Genomic DNA, 16,022 nt, shown 5'->3' with positions numbered 1-16,022 from the left:
GGATGGGTGGCCGAGTGGTCTAAGGCGGCAGTCTTGAAAACTGCTGTACCCGTTCGGGTACCGGGGGTTCGAATCCCTCCCCATCCGTTCAATCTTGTCCCGGCAGGAAGCTGCAATCTGTGTTCCGATGGATCGCAAGCACGAATATTCGGGCTCTCAATCGAATTTTCGGAGACGACCGCACGACTCTTTGAATTCTGTCGGGCCTTCTTCGAGAGGGCCTGCTCTGAAAACGGCCGTGATGTGGTTAGCGTATGGCCGTCTAATTCTGAAGAAGCTGCCAAAGGCGATCAGGTAATTCTTCGACCTCAGATTCAGGTTCACCCGCGTTCTGAGTCTTTCCGGTGTCTGTTTTGGTCATCAGCCCGAGGCGGACCATCGGTGAGATTCTCTGGTGTTAACTGTTCGAAAAGACACTGGACCAAATTCGTAGAATCAGACGAGGCGGTCGGTTCTCAATTGATTGGGTCAAAGAAAACGCGACGGAGAAAAGGGCATGAGTACCATTCGCGATTTGATCGAACGATATAAACAAGGACCGGAGTTGTTGAGACAGGCAGTTGCGGGGATGACTCCGGAACAACTCGACGCGCGGCCAATTCCCGGACGCTGGTCCACGCGGGAGGTTGTGTGTCACATTGTAGATTTCGACCAGCTTTATGCCGATAGGATGAAGCGGGTAATAGCGGAAAATGAGCCCAGTTTTTCTCCAAGCGAACCGGATGCCTTCGCCGCGCACCTCGCCTATTCGAAGAGGGATCTAACCAAGGAACTGGAACTGCTGACGCTTTTGCGCGAGCAAATGGCTGTCATTTTGGAGTCGCTCCCTGATGAAGCCTTCCAGCGGGTGGGCCGCCATGTGGTTCGCGGTTTGGTGACCCTCCAGGAATTGTTGCAGGCGATCACAGATCACATCCCGCACCACGTCGGCTTTATCGAGGAGAAGAAAGCTGCCCTGGGACTTCACCCCGCCAAATAGCCCGCCACCCAGCTTTTCTCCGACGGGAAGACTGTTCCGCACAGGTTGGGAACAAGCTGTGAGTCTCCAGTAGGCCCCCAGCAAGTTTCGTATCACTTGCACTAAACTGCAGTCCCGCATGGGCGTCAATTTTGGAAAGGATCGGCCTGGAATATTACCTCTGGGCTGTGCTAGGTTTTTCTCAGTGGCAATGTTTCGCGGGGTTTTATCAAACAGGAGATCACTTCTTCTCTTTTGGGTACGGGACGATCGCCAAGGGCTGGGAACGCTGGGACAGCCGTGAAGTGAACCGGGGCTTCGTAACCCCGATGGAAATATGGTAAAGTGGTCTCATTAACATTTGGGACGTTTGATTGATTCCGACTCCGGCAGACGAGTTCGTTTTCTCGGCGCGGCCGTCTGATCGCCCTGAGCTTGCCTGTGGCAAACTGTTTTCGGGGCGGATGTAGCATTTTCTTCAGTCGAGGCGCCTTTGATAATTCGGCGTGAGGTTACTCGATGGCTGAATCGAGTCTGACGAGGACGACGATTGGCGGTGTACCTGTTGTCGAACTTGCCCGGGAGTTTGGAACTCCATTGTATGTCTACGACGCGGCGGTAATTCGACAGCGTTTTTCGGAACTTGCTTCCTTTGACGTGGTGAGATACGCCCAGAAGGCGTGCTCCAACCTGGCCATCCTGGCGCTCATCCGTCAACTGGGAGGTCTGGTGGATGCCGTGAGCGCAGGCGAGATTCATCGCGCTTTGGCTGCCGGGTATCGGCCGGCTGGTGATCCGCCCCCAATTATGTACACGGCTGATATTTTTGACCGGGACGCTTTGGAGTTGGTGGTTGAGCATCACATCCACGTGAACTGTGGGTCCCGGGACATGATCGAGCAACTTGGCGAACGGGCCCCCGGGAGAGAAATTACATTGCGGGTCAATCCCGGCTTCGGCCATGGACACAGCCGGAAAACCAACACCGGCGGCGAGCTTTCCAAGCACGGAATCTGGCATGAAGAGTTGCATGAAGCACTCTTCGAAGCTGAGCACCACGGTCTGAGTGTGGTGGGGCTTCACATGCACATTGGGTCGGGGAGCGACTTCGAACACCTCGCCCAAGTCTGTCAGGCCATGGAAAAGGCGGCCTTGGAGGCCGGTCGAAACATCCGGTGGATCAGCGCAGGTGGTGGGCTGCCGATTCCCTATCGTGAAGGCGATGCCCGCATCGACATTCGGCGATACTTCGACCTCTGGGATGCCACACGGAAGCGTTTGGAAGACCGATTCGGCCACCGTGTGCGTCTAGAGGTGGAGCCGGGCCGTTACATCGTCGCCGAAGCTGGTTTTCTCATCACCGAGATTCGGGCTGTCAAGAAGCAGGCGCAAAACACGTTTTACCTCGTGGATGCGGGTTTCAATAATCTGGCCCGGCCGGTGATGTACGGTGCCTATCACCCATTAAAGCTGGCTCCGCAAGATCCCAACCTTCCACGGCTTTCTCAGGAAGTCATTGTTGGTGGGCCGCTATGCGAGTCCGGCGACATTTTCACGCAGGAGGAAGGGGGGATCGTCGCGAAACGACTTCTTCCCCAGGCTGCTGTGGGGGATTACATCGTCATTGAGTGCGCCGGCGCCTACGGGTTCGTGATGGGTTCCAACTACAACAGTAAACCGTATCCACCCGAGGTACTTGTGGATAACGGAGAAGTGAAGCTGATTCGGCGTCGCCAGACCTACAAGGATCTTTTTAAGGACGAGATTATCCCGGCGGAATATTCACCGCCCGAACAGCATCTTGCGAGCCGTTGATGGCGTGTCCTGGCGGGACGGTCGTGAGATTTCAGGTGGAACTTGGGTTTGACCGTCCAACTTATTCTGCAGCTTCGGGCCGCTGGGTTCGCGTTCGCCGACGGACCGGCTTAGCCGTCGACCATTCCCTGGTGAGGGTTTCGAACACCTCTGGTGACTCATAGCGGACAACGCCCGGGGCTTCAGGGATTGGCCCGATAAACCCTTTGAGCACCGGTAGGCCGCGTACACTCAAGTCGGTGCAGCAATCGTCCACGCCCACCTGAGTATGCCTTTTGAGGAGATCCTCGGGGCTGTCGTAATCGCGGATACGAATTTCGCCATCTGCCCCCCGTGTGACAACGCGGATTGTATGCTTCTTCATGTCGCTCAACTCCCTTCGACGTTGCACCACGTTTCCACCTCATTTCGGAAATCGTCTAATTTGGGGGGCCCTCTTTTGGGCGTCTGCGACACCGCCGCATTTCAGGCGCGACCGATGGTTTTCTGAAAACAGTTGAAGCTGGAGTTACCGTTTTGGCACCGCAAACCGGTCTGATGCGCGCAGCTTGCGTAAACAGATCATCGCTCGTGCCAAGCGGGCCGAAAAAGCAGGTTGTGAGCGTGAGAGGGATTATGCCCGTGATGCACTCCGGGAGGTTCAGTCCAAGCGCCATCGCCGGCATTTGATAGGCTGCACAACGGACCAGTCGAACAGTGGATGAGGATGCAATTTTTAGTCGGCCACGAAAACCGAAACAGTGTTATGGGCACTGGAAACCAGTCCGGTCCCATAAACGAAGACCACCCGATCCCCCGAGGCAACAAGCCCCTCTCGTTTTCCCCATTCGGTGGCGAAACGCAAAAGGGCTTGGGAATCCTGCAAAGGTGCTCCTGCCAGGGGGATGATTCCCCAGTAAAGGCACATCCTCCGGAGTATCTGTGGCGATTCACTGACACCGATGGTGGGAACACGGAAGCGATGTTTGGCGATCGTCAGCGCGGTCTGACCGGAACGAGTTAGAATGATCATCATCTTTGCCCCTACCTCCTGGGCGATAAGGCCGGCGTGCCATACAGAAGCTTCGGTGATTCCCGTAGGGTTTGCGGAAATTGAAATCGCTGTGTGAGGGCGAACAGGCGGATCGCTGACAGATTCTGTGGCCAGCGCAATCCGGTGCATCATCGTGACAGATTCCACAGGGTAATTCCCGACGGCCGTTTCCCCGGACAACATACACGCGTCGGCCCCGTCGAGGATGGCATTCGTGACATCACTGACTTCTGCTCGAGTTGGAATTCGCGACCGCTGCATGCTCTCCAGCATTTGTGTGGCGACGATTGCTGGTTTGCGGAACTTTCTCGCCGCGGCCAGGATGCGCTTTTGGACGATGGCCACTTCGGCAATATCGATTTCCACGCCGAGATCTCCCCGCGCAACCATCACAGCATCCGCCAGATCCAGAATCTCGTCCAGACAATCCAGAGCTTCAGGTTTTTCGATTTTTGCCACAATTTGTGGCGGGTTATGAACGTTGCTGATCAATTGGCGCAATTGGCGGATGTCATCGGGTGTACGAACGAAGCTCAGGCCTACAAAATCGATATCCCTCTGGAGGGCCCAGTCAAGCGCTTCCCGGTCGGCCTTGGTAATGGCGGCCAACGGTAGCCTAACACCCGGCAAATTGATCCCCTGACGGCTGCGGACAATTCCTGGCTGCGTTACCACACATGTAGCCCTGTTTTCCGATTTATCAATCACCTGAAGAGTAACGGTGCCGTCTGCGAGGACCACGCGATCTCCCTCCCGCAATGCCGCGACAATCTCGGGGTAAGATACGGGAAGATCAGTGACTTGCTGAGCGGTTTCGCCCAGCACGAATGTGACCTGCATTCCTAGCTGGCATTCCAGTGCTCCATCTTTCAGCTCGCCAAGCCGAATTTTCGGGCCGCCAAGATCGATCAGAATCCCAAGAGGGGTCTTCAGGTCCTGCTCAATCTGTCTGATCCAGCGAACACGGGCGTCGTGCTCGGCGAAAGATCCATGAGCCATGTTAAGTCTGAAGACGTCCACACCGGCTTTGACGAGGGCTTCGATTTTATCACGTCCGTGAGTAGCGGGACCCAGGGTAGCGACGATTTTTGTCTGACTTGGTCGACGCGGTAGCGAAGGTAGGGCCATCGGAGTGTTCCAGTTTCTCGAAACGTGTGCCGATGAGGGACGCAATCTTTTCCGTGTCAGGAGCGGTCCTCAACGTGATGCATCATAACTTTGTTTGTAAGTTGCCCACAAGAGGTTCGCCAGGAACGACTGTTGAGATCTCCTCTCGCCTGTGTGGCATCAATCACTTGCCGCTGTCTTCCCGGCAAGTTATTCTGAAAGGGATTGATCCTGGGTGTTCTCACCATTTTGGTACACCATTGGCTGTCGATTATACTCTGGTAAAGGAGTCACGTATGAAGGTGCCCCATGCGTCGCGCCGGGAGTTCTTGAAATGGTCAGCGGGACTGGCAGTGGCCGTGCCGCACATTTGGGTCAGCCCTTTTTCTTGGGCGGAATCGCCTAACGAACGCCTGAATGTCGCGGCAATCGGAGTGGGCGGTCGCGGGACGGACATCGGACGACAAGCCGCCGCACTTGGCAACATGGTAGCCTGTGCCGACGTGCATCGGCTGAATGCCGAGAATTTTGCCAAGCCCTATGAAGGACGTTGTGCGGTTTATAAGGACTATCGCGAGATCCTCGATCGCAAAGACGTGGATGCCGTGACAATCGGAACGCCAGATCACTGGCACGTCAAGATCTCCATCGACGCCATGAAGGCGGGTAAGGATGTTTATTGCGAGAAACCGCTCACGCTGACCATTCAGGAAAGCCAACTCATTTGCGAGGCTGTGCGACGCACCGGTCGCGTCTTCCAGGTGGGAACACAACAGCGCAGTGAATTCAACAGCATGTTCCTCAAAGCAGTTGTGATGGCGCGGAGCGGCCGGTTGGGCAAGAAGTTGCGTGCCATCAGTTCTGTGGGCCAGGCCACGTCGGGCGGGCCTTTCCCCACTTCCGAACCGCCAGAATATCTCGACTGGGATTTCTGGCTCGGTCAGGCTCCCAAAGTGCCCTTCTGCGAAAACCGCATCGGATGGAATTTCCGATGGTGGTTTGAATACTCTGGTGGTCAGGTGACCGACTGGGGGGTCCATCACACTGACATCGCGATTTGGGCTCTGGGTGGTGAAGAGACCGGGCCCATCGAAGTAACCCCCGTGAACTTCGAATTCCCACTCGGTCGCGAATTGATGCTAGAAACGCTTCTCGGTAAACGGCGGTGGGAAGACCTCCCGGTGGCCTACAACGTCGCCAAGACTTTTGATTGCGACATGCTGTTGCCCAATGGAAATGTGGTGAAGCTCCTCAGTGGTCCGAACGAGTTGATCATCGAGGGCGAACTGGGGCGCATTCGGGTGAATCGAGGAAGCCTCACCGGACGACCAATCGAAGAGCTCACGGAAGCCGACAAAAAGTGGCTCGATGAAGAGGTCCGCAAACTTTATCGTGGCAAAGAACCTGGTAGCCACATGCGGAATTTCTTCGAATGTGTGAAAGATCGAAGTTTGCCCATTTCGGATGTTTTCACACATTGTAATGCGGTGAATGCCTGTCACATGGCCAATATTTCCATGCTCCTGAATCGCAAGGTGAAGTGGGATCCGCAAAAGTATCAGTTCGTCGATGATGACGAAGCCAACGCGCTGACCAAGCGTAAACAGCGCGAGCCATACACGATCACCCTGTGATCGGATATCGCCTGGGCTCGGCGGAATCCGCGGCATAGTTCCAGGCCACTCTGGGTTGTAAGAAAGATTCGCCCGGGTAGTTAATTCACAGGGGATACGGTTTTATGGGAACCGTATCCCCTGTCTTTTGCATTTCTCTGTGTATAAGAGAGGTCTCTGTGTATTAGAGAGGTTTTGTGGCGGCAAGCGTCCTCGCATTATACACGAGTCTGGATCTACCCGTCATTGAGGATTTTTGTGCCTCTGACTACAATCGAGCCGAAAATCGCCCAACGTTTCGCCTTCCCCAGTAGCGCAGCAGCTTTTTACCTCACCCAAAGGAGACTCACCATGTTTGCGCGACGATTGACCCGGCGCGATATACTCAAAGGTGCCATCGTTACTGGGGGAGGCGCTGTTCCCTTGCTTTGGCTTCCCAGAGTTGCCCGCGGAGAATCTGCCAACGAGACGATAGGCATCGGAGCGATTGGAGTCGGGGGCCGCGGTTCGGGAATCGGAAACGAGGCCGCACGATTCGGTGTAATGCTCGCCTGCGCTGATGTGGACAAAAGCCACGCCGAAAAGTTTGCTGCGCGGTTCGGGGGTCAGTGCGAAGTGTTTACAGATTACCGGCGGGTTTTAGATCGTAAGGACATCCACGTGGTGACCATTGGGACACCCGACCATTGGCACACCAAAATCGCAGTGGAGGCGATGCTGGCGGGAAAGGACGTGTACTGTGAAAAGCCGCTCACTTTGACAATAGATGAAGGAAAGATTTTGCGTCGGGTGGTGGCGAAGACGAAGCGGGTGTTTCAGGTGGGAACGCAACAGCGGAGTGATCGCCGTTTTCTGCAAGCTGTTGCGATTGCCCGGAGTGGGCGCCTGGGTAAGCCCCTGACCGCCACCTGCTCCATCGGGGCTGGTCCGAAAGGTGGTCCCTTCCCCACAAGTGATCCGCCGGGGACACTGGACTGGGATTTTTGGTTAGGTCAGGCTCCCCTTGTCCCCTACACGAAGGAACGCTGCCACGGAACGTTCCGATGGTGGCTGGAATACTCTGGTGGAAAATTGACCGACTGGGGCGCACACCACGTTGACATCGCTCAATGGGGTCTTGGGTGCGAACACACAGGACCCGTCGAAGTCGAGGGAAAAGGGGATTTTCCTACTATCCCGGATAATTTCGACCCGGTGGCGTTTTTTGCCGGAAAAGTTAAGCTACCCAACGCTTATAACACGGCCACGACATTTCACTGCACACTCAAGTTTGCAAACGGGGGAACGATTATCGTACGGCACGGCCCGGACAATGGCGTCTGGTTTGAAGGGCCGAACGGAACGATTTTCGTTAACCGAGGGAGGATTTCAGGCAAGCCGATTGAGGATCTGACGAAAAACGAGCAGCAGTGGCTCGAAGAAGAAGTCATCAAGCTTTATAAAGGTCGGCAACTCAAGGGGCATATGGCTAACTTCTTCGAGTGCGTGCGCGAGAGAGCCGAGCCGATTTCGGATGTGGCCACGCACCATCGTGAGCTTTCCTCGTGCCATATGTGCAATATCGCGATGCTCCTCAAGAGAAAGCTGCGATGGGATCCGGAAAAGGAAGTTTTCATCGGGGACGAGCAGGCCAACGCTCTCCTTTCGCGCCCGCAACGAAAGCCCTACACGATCGAAGTGTGAACTGCCATGAGTCGAGTCGGCTGAAAGCGACTCACACACCTTGGATCCCGGGTGGCCAAAGCTGGGCGGATTGGTTGTCTTCTGTCCCGCGGACGTTGCGGGCTCCCGCTGTACACGGCCGCGGACAGGATTGGCAATTGGTTTTAGTTTGCCGACTGGCCACCGCAACTTGCACGGGTGGCACCAGACGGTACTGGATATTGCTACGCTCAATTAACGCAATATTTCATGGGGTGTAGTCCACGTGAGAAAGGTGTTTCGTGTCCTACTGGAGTGAAAAGAATGTCCTGGTTACGGGAGGTTCGAGTGGCCTAGGGTTCGCCATTGCGCGGGAATTTGCCAGAGCAGGGGCTCGGGTGGCCATTGTGGGCCTGGAACCTTCCGGGGTCGAAAAGGCGGCCGAAGAGCTGAGCCACATTTCAAGTTCGATTCTCCCTCTTGTTGGCAACATCTGCGAGGAAGCGGACGTCGACCGGATTGTGAGTTCCATCCGCCAAAAGTGGGGACCCCTGGAGGTTCTCGTCAACAACGCGGGCCGTTCCATGCGGGGCACAGTTCAGGATACGACCCCGGAACAATTTCGGCAGTTGATGGAGTTGAATTTCATCGCTCTGGTGCGCATGACTCAAGCATTTTTGGACGATCTTTTGGCAACCCGTGGCCATGTCGTCAATATTGGTTCTTTGGCGGCCAAAGCGGCTGCCAAGTTCGTGGGGGCTTATCCGGCCACAAAGCACGCGGTGGCAGCGTTTTCTCAGCAACTTCGCTTGGAATTGGGGCGTCGGGGGTTGCATGTGTTGTTGGTCTGTCCCGGACCCATCGCCAGAACTGGGGATCGCCTCTATCGTTTAGAGGGGGCAGAGCGAGTCCCCGAAGCAGCTCGTGGGCCGGGTGCGGGTGTCAAAGTTCGGAGCATTTCGCCGGATTGGCTGGCCAGGGAGATCCTTCGCGCGTGTGAAGCCCGCAAGCCGGAGTTGGTCGTTCCAGCTAAGGCGAGATTACTTTTCGCCATTGCGCAAATATCCCCACGCTTGGGGGACTGGCTGATCGAACGTTTTACCCCGGGGGGTGACAATTCGTAGTGGCGGGGCCCACCGAAGCTCGACAACGCGGTCCCTTGACAAGTGTTATGGGAAGCGTCACTATAATGTTTTCCGGGCGGAAGTCTCGAGTGACTTCAAAAGGTGTCTGAATCGGGGAAAACCCACGGGTCCACCTGGATGTGGGGGTCGACGGACAGAAAATCGGTAATTGTGAGAGATTGAGCTGAGCATGCCGACAATTAATCAGCTTGTACGCCAACCTCGGAAGCCTAAAAGAAGGTTCAGCAAGTCGCCGGCTTTGGACGGCTGCCCCCAGAAACAGGGGGTGTGCCTCATTGTGCGGACTATGACTCCCAAGAAACCGAACTCCGCTCTGCGGAAGATCGCGCGGGTTCGGTTGAGTAATGGGAAAGAAGTGACGGTCTACATTCCCGGTGAGGGCCACAACCTGCAAGAGCACTCCATCGTGCTGGTGCGTGGAGGTCGTGTCCGCGACCTGCCGGGCGTTCGTTATCAGGTGATTCGTGGGGCACGTGACTGTGCGGGAGTGGAAGGGCGGCGGCAGTCCCGAAGCCGTTATGGTGCGAAAAAACCGAGCAAGTAATTTCTTGAAGTTTTCCGGGGTGAGATTTTAAGATCGGACAGAACATATGGGTCGAAAGACAGCCAGTGAAGCGATTCTCAAGCCGGATCCGAAATACGGGTCACTTCTTGCCAGTAAGTTCATTAACTGCATGATGTGGAACGGCAAGAAGACCGTTGCCCAGGCTATTTTCTACAAGGCGATGGACATTCTGGCCCAACGGATCCCGGACCGGAATCCGATTGACGTTTTTACAGAGGCCGTCGAGAACGTGAAGCCGAATATCGAAGTGCGTTCCCGACGGGTCGGGGGTGCGTCCTACCAGGTGCCCATGCAAGTTAGTCCCAAGCGGCAGCAATCGCTGGCCATCCGCTGGATCATTCAGGCGGCCCGCGAGCGGAAAGGCAAACCGATGTACGAACGGCTTGCGGCAGAGTTGGAAGCGGCGTACAAGAAAGAAGGCGCCGCCATCACCAAGCGGGAGAACGTTCACCGTATGGCCGAGGCCAACAAGGCCTTCGCTCATTTCGCTTGGTGAGATTTCCTGGGACGACGCACACCGCGCCGAACATTTTCGGTGCGGTGTTCTTTTGCGCAGTGACGTGTTACTGAAGTTGCAGAGAGTTTAGACAGCACCATGCCTCGCGACATCAAGAATATTCGCAACATCGGCATTGTCGCCCACATCGACGCGGGAAAAACCACCCTCACCGAACGGATGCTATTTTACGCGCACTTTATTCACCGAGTGGGTTCGGTGGATGAAGGCACCACGGTGACCGACTACGATCCCGAGGAGCAGGAACGCGGGATTACCATCCAGGCGGCATGCGTCACATTCGATTGGCGCGGCGTTCATATCAACCTGATCGACACGCCGGGGCACGTGGATTTTACCGCGGAGGTGGAACGCTCCCTTCGCGTTCTTGACGGGGCGGTGGTGGTGTTCAGTGCCCGCGAAGGAGTGGAAGCGCAGAGCGAAACCGTCTGGCGGCAGGCCGACAAGTACCATGTCCCGCGAATCGCGTTCATCAACAAGATGGATCGTGAAGGGGCCGACTACTTCGGGACGCTGGAGGAAATCGAAAAACGGCTGGAATGCCGTCCAGTCCCGGTCAATCTGCCGATCGGAAGTGGCCCCGCCCACTTCAACAACCCTTTCCGGGGAGTGATCGACCTCATTTCCATGAAAGCCCTCCGATTTGTGGAAGAGGGGAATCAGGCAGAGGTAATTGCAGAGGAGATTCCGGAGGAACTGAAAGAAGAGGCGCAAATGTGGCGCCACAATATGTTAGATCAATTGTCCCTTTACAGTGATAAACTCACGGAGTTGCTACTGGCGGAGGAGCCGATACCGGAAGATCTCATTCGCTCCGTGATTCGACAGGCGACCATTGGCAATTTGATCGTGCCCATCCTGTGCGGATCGGCACTCCATGGGATTGGGGTGCAGCCTGTCCTGGATGCCGTAGTTGACTACCTCCCTGATCCCACCGAGATTCCGCCGGTGGAAGGCACGGATCCAGAAAACCCTAACAAGAAGCTCATTCGCAAAGCCGATCCCAAAGAGCCCTTCTGTGGGCTGGTTTTCAAGGTTCAGGCGGACCGCTACGGCGATCTGGATTACGTTCGGGTGTATTCCGGGCGGCTGACGGCCAACAGCCGGGTGCTCAATCCTGGCAAGAACAAAAAGGAAAACGTGCCCCAGCTGTGGCGGATTCAGGCTGACCGCCGCGAGCAAATTCAGGCGGTCGAAGCGGGGGACATCGTGGGGATCATGGGGATGCGGCACTCCGTCACTGGGGACACATTGTGCGATCCCAAACATCCCATCTTGCTGGAACCCATTGTTTTTCCGCAAACGGTTGTGGATATGGCCATCGAGCCGGAAACCACGGCGGAGCGCAAAAAGTTGATCGATGCGCTCGAGTTGATGAAACGACAGGATCCTACCTTCCGGTACAAAGAACACGAAGAGACAGGGCAGATCATCATTAGCGGCATGGGGGAGCTTCATCTGGAGGTCGCGGTCCACCGGCTGGTTCGGGAACATAATCTGAAAGTTCGCGTCCAAAAGCCTCGCGTGAGCTACCGCGAGACGGTGGAAAAGGCGGTGGAAGTAACCGGCGTCTGCCACCGTACTGTTGGTGGTCAACCGCTGTTCGCGGAACTCTCCATCCGCATGGAACCGTTCGACAAATCACCCAAACCTGTGGTGGTTGTCGTTGAAAATGCCGAAGGACTACCCGCCCCGTTCCTGAAAGCGGCTCTGGAGGTCCTCGAGCAACAGGGGGAGGGTGGGGGCCTGCTTGGGTTCCCACTGATGCACGTTCGGGTAGCCATTACCGGAGCGAAGGTTCACGAGACTGAATCAAACGAACTCGCGTTTCGACTGGCCGCTGCGGACGCTTTCGACAAGGCCCTGCGCGAAGCCGGCATAGTCCTTCTCGAGCCGATTATGCGTTTGGAAGTGACGGTCCCCGAGGAATACGTCGGCGATGTGATTAGCGATCTCCAGCAGCGGCGGGCCGAGATTGTGCGCACTTCGGTGCGGGGAAAGAATACGGTCATCGAAGCTCACGCACCTCTGGCATCGCTATTTGGCTATTCCAATGCGATGCGCGGACTGAGCCAGGGACGTGCTTCATGCAGCATTGAACCGTATACCTACGGTCCGGCCCCCGCGGAAGTTCTGGAAAGTTTTCTCTGATTGTTCGCGTTCCCGCGTCATCTGGCCTTGCCAGCGGTGGTCCTTCTGGAAATACTGTTGCTGGACTGTTACTTTTTTGCCGGAGCAAGTGTACCACTCCGGTAAGAGGCTTGTTATCAGGTCAGTGCTTTGGGCCCCTTCTCATACGAAGGAGATGGCATGCTGGCAGGCGACAGACAGCTCGGGAAGTTGGCTGGCATTCTTATTGCCTTTATCGGTGTGTGCTCAAGCGGGGCAGTCCTGTCGGGGGAAGAACAGGATGTCGGGCTCAGGCCCGGGGTTACGCTCACGGTGACGGACACGTTCGATGGACGACCCTTTTCCTATCAGGTGACAGGTATCACGCGGAAAGAGAATTACCAGGTCGTCTTTGTTCGCTATCCATCACCGGTGGAGTCAGAATTGCCCCAGAATAACATCATTCCGGTGGAGTACTATCTTCCCACCGATGTATCTGCTACCGGGCCTAAACGCCCCGCAGTGATTTGCCTCCATATTCTGGATGGCAGTCTGGAATTGGTTCGCATGCTGGGTTCCGTGTTGGCCTCGCACGGGGTGGCCGCGGTGGTGTTTCCTCTGCCGTACTACGGAGAACGGGGCGGTCCGTCAGGGCCCAGAGATATTCTGGGCGAGCCTCAACGATTTCTCCGAGTTCTGGAACAGACCTATTTAGAAGTCCGTCGGGCCACGGATTTTCTGGCCTCCCGACCTGAAGTGAATCCTCAGAGAATCGGTGTCGCTGGCATCAGTCTGGGAGCCATCGTGGCCGCCTCGGCTGCCGAACGGGAACCGCGGATCTGGCGTGCTGCGCTGATCCTTTCGGGCGGCGACATCCTCAAAATTGTCGCCACGGCGCGGGAAGCGGAGCCTCTGCGCGAATTTATCGGCCGGCTGTCCGAAGAGGAGCGAGCGAAAGTGATAGAAGGCTTCCGAGAGGCAGATCCTATTACCGGTGCGCATCTCCTCCGCGAACGAGCCCTGGCCGGACGGGTTCTCATGATCAATGCGGCCGAAGATGAAGTGATCCCCCGTGATTGCACCGACCAACTGGCGGCGGCTTTGGGTATTAAAGATCGGGTGGTTTGGCTGGAAGGCCTCGGCCACTACACGGCGATCGCCGCCTTGCCCGAAATCCTCCAGCAAACGGCTGGGTTCTTCGCTCAGGATGTGCCGGAAGAATTGCAGAAGGCAAGGCCTATCGCGGAAAGTCCGACACCGCTAAATCGGATTGCAGCGTGTCTTCGCGAAATGACCCAGTTTTACACGGAAGAACCGCGTGCAGGCACCTGTCACATCCTCCATCTGGCATCCGAAGTGGAGGGGCAAACCTTCGATGTACTGTTAATTCGAGGACGTGGTCATCAATTCCGTTTAGAAGGCCAATTGGGCAGCTTTGGTCGCGTGATGGCGGGTCAGGGTGATTATCCTTGGCTGGTGGCCCGGACGGGTAAAGTTTTCGCTGGGGAGCCAGGGGCTCCCCTCGAAACGAAGTCGCCCTTGACTTATGTCCAGGGGGTACTTTTGGAACGACTTCGGTTCACGATGCTCGCCCTGGCTGGACTCGCTGGCACGCCCGCTGCGTTGGAGCCGCTGCTGCAAATCAAAGAGGAGAAAACTCAGGAAGGAGTTAGCTTGACGGTATGGCCAGCCGGCAATGAATCATCCAAAATCACCCTTACATTTGGCGGGCTTAGCAACATGCCCAATGTGGTTGGCATCGCATCAACCGATCAGAGTGTCACCATCAGGATAAAAAGCTGGCAGCTTCACGCACCGGTAAGCGCCGGGGTATTTTCGCCACCTGCCGGCGGCTCTGTTCAGAACGTTTCTCGAAACGATCTTTATCGCATGTTCGGAGCTCTTGTGAACTTCGCTGCGGAACAGCTTCCCTGACCCCGTTGATGAACAGTTCAGAAGTCGTTTGGCCAGTTTGGAAATGTTTCGTGATTGTCGGACTCACCATTTTCGGCGCGTTATCGCTAACGACCATAGGCATCAAGGATGAACGGTTTTGGACATCGCTAAAATGCCGTGAAAGTGCGACAGGAGATACCCCATGCTCAGTCGGATGATTGTGCGGTTGCGACGTTTCATGGGCTCGGACCCCGATTCTCGTCTCTCACGTCAGATAAACTTTCCTGTCAGGCGCGATCGCGCACATCGCCTGGAACTCCCTCCACTGCCAGTATTCATGTGGGGTGTCGTTTTCCTTGTGACATTGTGTGCTGCCGGCTGGCACGGGAGTGGGGCAATCGCGGGGGACGGCGTGGGCACCGCTGAAGCTAGCAGGTCTGGCCTTGAGGAAACACCACCTGCCCAACATTCCAGCCGTTACGAGGTCCTCCGCGTTGATCCCGATCGCCACGGTTTGCTGGCGCGCTGCGAAGGAAAGCTCGTGCTCATCGTCAGTGGCAAGCCTGCGGAGATGGGCCGTGCACAGGGCCGTCTGCTAGCGGGACCGATTCAATATTTGGTGGAACGCGTTCTGTACGGGGTAGGGGCTTTCGACTCGGTGGAGAGCGGCACCTGGTTTTTCGACCGCATGGAAGAAATCCACCGGCGAACGTCTCCATTTATCCCGTCGCGGTATTTTGAGGAAATTGACGCTCTTGCGCAGGCTGCAGGTCTTTCTCAGCGCGATGCCCGCTTTGCGAACCTCTTTCCCGAACGATTTCATTGCAGCGGGGTGGCCGTTCGCGGTACGGCGACCCGTAACGGTCAGGTTATCCATGCTCGAGTACTCGATTATATGCGGGACATTAATCTCCAGGGGTGCGCAGTCGTGCAGGTTTTTGTGCCTGAAGGACGCCATGCCTGGATAAGCTTGGGATACGCCGGATTGGTGGGTACGGTCACGGCCATGAATGAAGCTGGACTGGCCGTCGGAGAGATGGGTGGCGGTGGAGAAGGCGACTGGGACGGCATGCCCATGACCCTTCTATTACGGGAAATCATGGAGCGCGCGGGAACGGTTCAGGAAGCTCTGAAGATCCTCCAGGAAACACCTCGTACGTGCGAGTACTACTACGTTTTCAGCGATAAGTCAGGTGATCTTGCGGCCGTTCGAGCTGTACCGGAAGAAGTTCTTGTGCTTAAACCCGGTCAGCAGCATTCCCTTTTGCCGCCAGTTCCCAAGGACACGGTTTTTATCTCCGCGGACGAACGGGCCCGGGTCCTCAGTGAGCGTCTACACCAGCATTTCGGCCAGATTGACGTGCCCACGATGATCGAAATTATCAAGCGGCCTGTGGCGATGCGCTCCAATTTGCACAACGCAATTATGACACCGCAAACCCTGGATATGTGGGTGGCGGATGCTGGTCGCACAACCCCCGCATGCGACGAACCCTACGTGCGGGTCAATCTTCGAGAGTTACTTGACTTATTTCGTGAAACGCTTTCCCACAGTACAGCGTCTCGGTAAATCCTCAGTTAGGCAAATTCGAGAGAGGACAACGCTCTCCACTCTGCCTGGGG

General features: G+C 56.1%; 12 protein-coding genes and 1 tRNA gene. 11 read left to right on the top strand and 2 right to left on the bottom strand.

Annotated elements, in window-relative coordinates; genetic code table 11:
- The 3 genes from ABJK56_RS12050 (at position 1) to lysA (ending at position 2,773) form a co-directional block, all read left to right on the top strand.
- A tRNA-Ser gene (locus ABJK56_RS12050) sits at positions 1 to 87 on the top strand.
- Positions 88 to 496: 409 nt separating this feature from the next.
- Positions 497 to 979, top strand: coding sequence for a DinB family protein (locus ABJK56_RS12045; protein WP_347244915.1), 483 nt, complete (start codon positions 497 to 499; stop codon positions 977 to 979).
- Between the two features lie 498 nt (positions 980 to 1,477).
- A complete protein-coding gene (gene lysA / locus ABJK56_RS12040) occupies positions 1,478 to 2,773 on the top strand; it encodes a diaminopimelate decarboxylase (protein ID WP_347244914.1) in 1,296 nt (431 codons plus the stop codon).
- 61 nt (positions 2,774 to 2,834) lie between these two features.
- On the opposite strand, the gene ABJK56_RS12035 is transcribed toward lysA, so the two are convergent.
- The gene (locus tag ABJK56_RS12035) at positions 2,835 to 3,137 is read right to left on the bottom strand and encodes a hypothetical protein (protein WP_347244913.1); all 303 of its coding nucleotides are present in this window, start codon (positions 3,135 to 3,137) and stop codon (positions 2,835 to 2,837) included.
- 351 nt (positions 3,138 to 3,488) lie between these two features.
- A complete protein-coding gene (pyk, locus tag ABJK56_RS12030) occupies positions 3,489 to 4,934 on the bottom strand; it encodes a pyruvate kinase (protein ID WP_347244912.1) in 1,446 nt (481 codons plus the stop codon).
- A gap of 275 nt (positions 4,935 to 5,209) precedes the next feature.
- Between pyk and ABJK56_RS12025 the strand changes: the two genes are divergently transcribed.
- The 8 genes from ABJK56_RS12025 to ABJK56_RS11990 all read left to right on the top strand — a co-directional run bounded on the left by ABJK56_RS12025 (position 5,210) and on the right by ABJK56_RS11990 (position 15,969).
- Positions 5,210 to 6,547, top strand: coding sequence for a Gfo/Idh/MocA family oxidoreductase (locus ABJK56_RS12025; protein WP_347244911.1), 1,338 nt, complete (start codon positions 5,210 to 5,212; stop codon positions 6,545 to 6,547).
- A 330-nt stretch (positions 6,548 to 6,877) separates the two neighbouring features.
- The gene (locus ABJK56_RS12020) at positions 6,878 to 8,209 is read left to right on the top strand and encodes a Gfo/Idh/MocA family oxidoreductase (protein ID WP_347244910.1); all 1,332 of its coding nucleotides are present in this window, start codon (positions 6,878 to 6,880) and stop codon (positions 8,207 to 8,209) included.
- Between the two features lie 260 nt (positions 8,210 to 8,469).
- Entirely contained in the window at positions 8,470 to 9,291 is an 822-nt protein-coding gene (locus tag ABJK56_RS12015) for an SDR family NAD(P)-dependent oxidoreductase (protein ID WP_347244909.1), read from the top strand.
- Between the two features lie 190 nt (positions 9,292 to 9,481).
- The gene (gene rpsL, locus ABJK56_RS12010) at positions 9,482 to 9,856 is read left to right on the top strand and encodes a 30S ribosomal protein S12 (protein WP_347244908.1); all 375 of its coding nucleotides are present in this window, start codon (positions 9,482 to 9,484) and stop codon (positions 9,854 to 9,856) included.
- A gap of 46 nt (positions 9,857 to 9,902) precedes the next feature.
- On the top strand, positions 9,903 to 10,373 hold the full coding sequence (rpsG, locus tag ABJK56_RS12005; protein WP_347244907.1) for a 30S ribosomal protein S7: 471 nt from the start codon (positions 9,903 to 9,905) through the stop codon (positions 10,371 to 10,373).
- Positions 10,374 to 10,472: 99 nt separating this feature from the next.
- A complete protein-coding gene (fusA, locus tag ABJK56_RS12000) occupies positions 10,473 to 12,545 on the top strand; it encodes an elongation factor G (RefSeq protein WP_347244906.1) in 2,073 nt (690 codons plus the stop codon).
- 159 nt (positions 12,546 to 12,704) lie between these two features.
- Positions 12,705 to 14,438 (top strand): prolyl oligopeptidase family serine peptidase, encoded by a 1,734-nt coding sequence (locus ABJK56_RS11995; RefSeq protein ID WP_347244905.1) that lies wholly within the window; start codon positions 12,705 to 12,707, stop codon positions 14,436 to 14,438.
- Positions 14,439 to 14,601: 163 nt separating this feature from the next.
- Positions 14,602 to 15,969, top strand: coding sequence for a C45 family peptidase (locus ABJK56_RS11990; RefSeq protein ID WP_347244904.1), 1,368 nt, complete (start codon positions 14,602 to 14,604; stop codon positions 15,967 to 15,969).
- The last annotated feature ends 53 nt before the right edge of the window (positions 15,970 to 16,022 follow it).

It is taken from the genome of Thermogutta sp., from assembly GCF_039793925.1.
Classification (GTDB): Bacteria; Planctomycetota; Planctomycetia; order Pirellulales; family Thermoguttaceae; genus Thermogutta.
The sequence above is the reverse complement of the archived record's forward strand: the minus strand, read 5'-3'. Positions and strand labels throughout refer to the sequence as shown.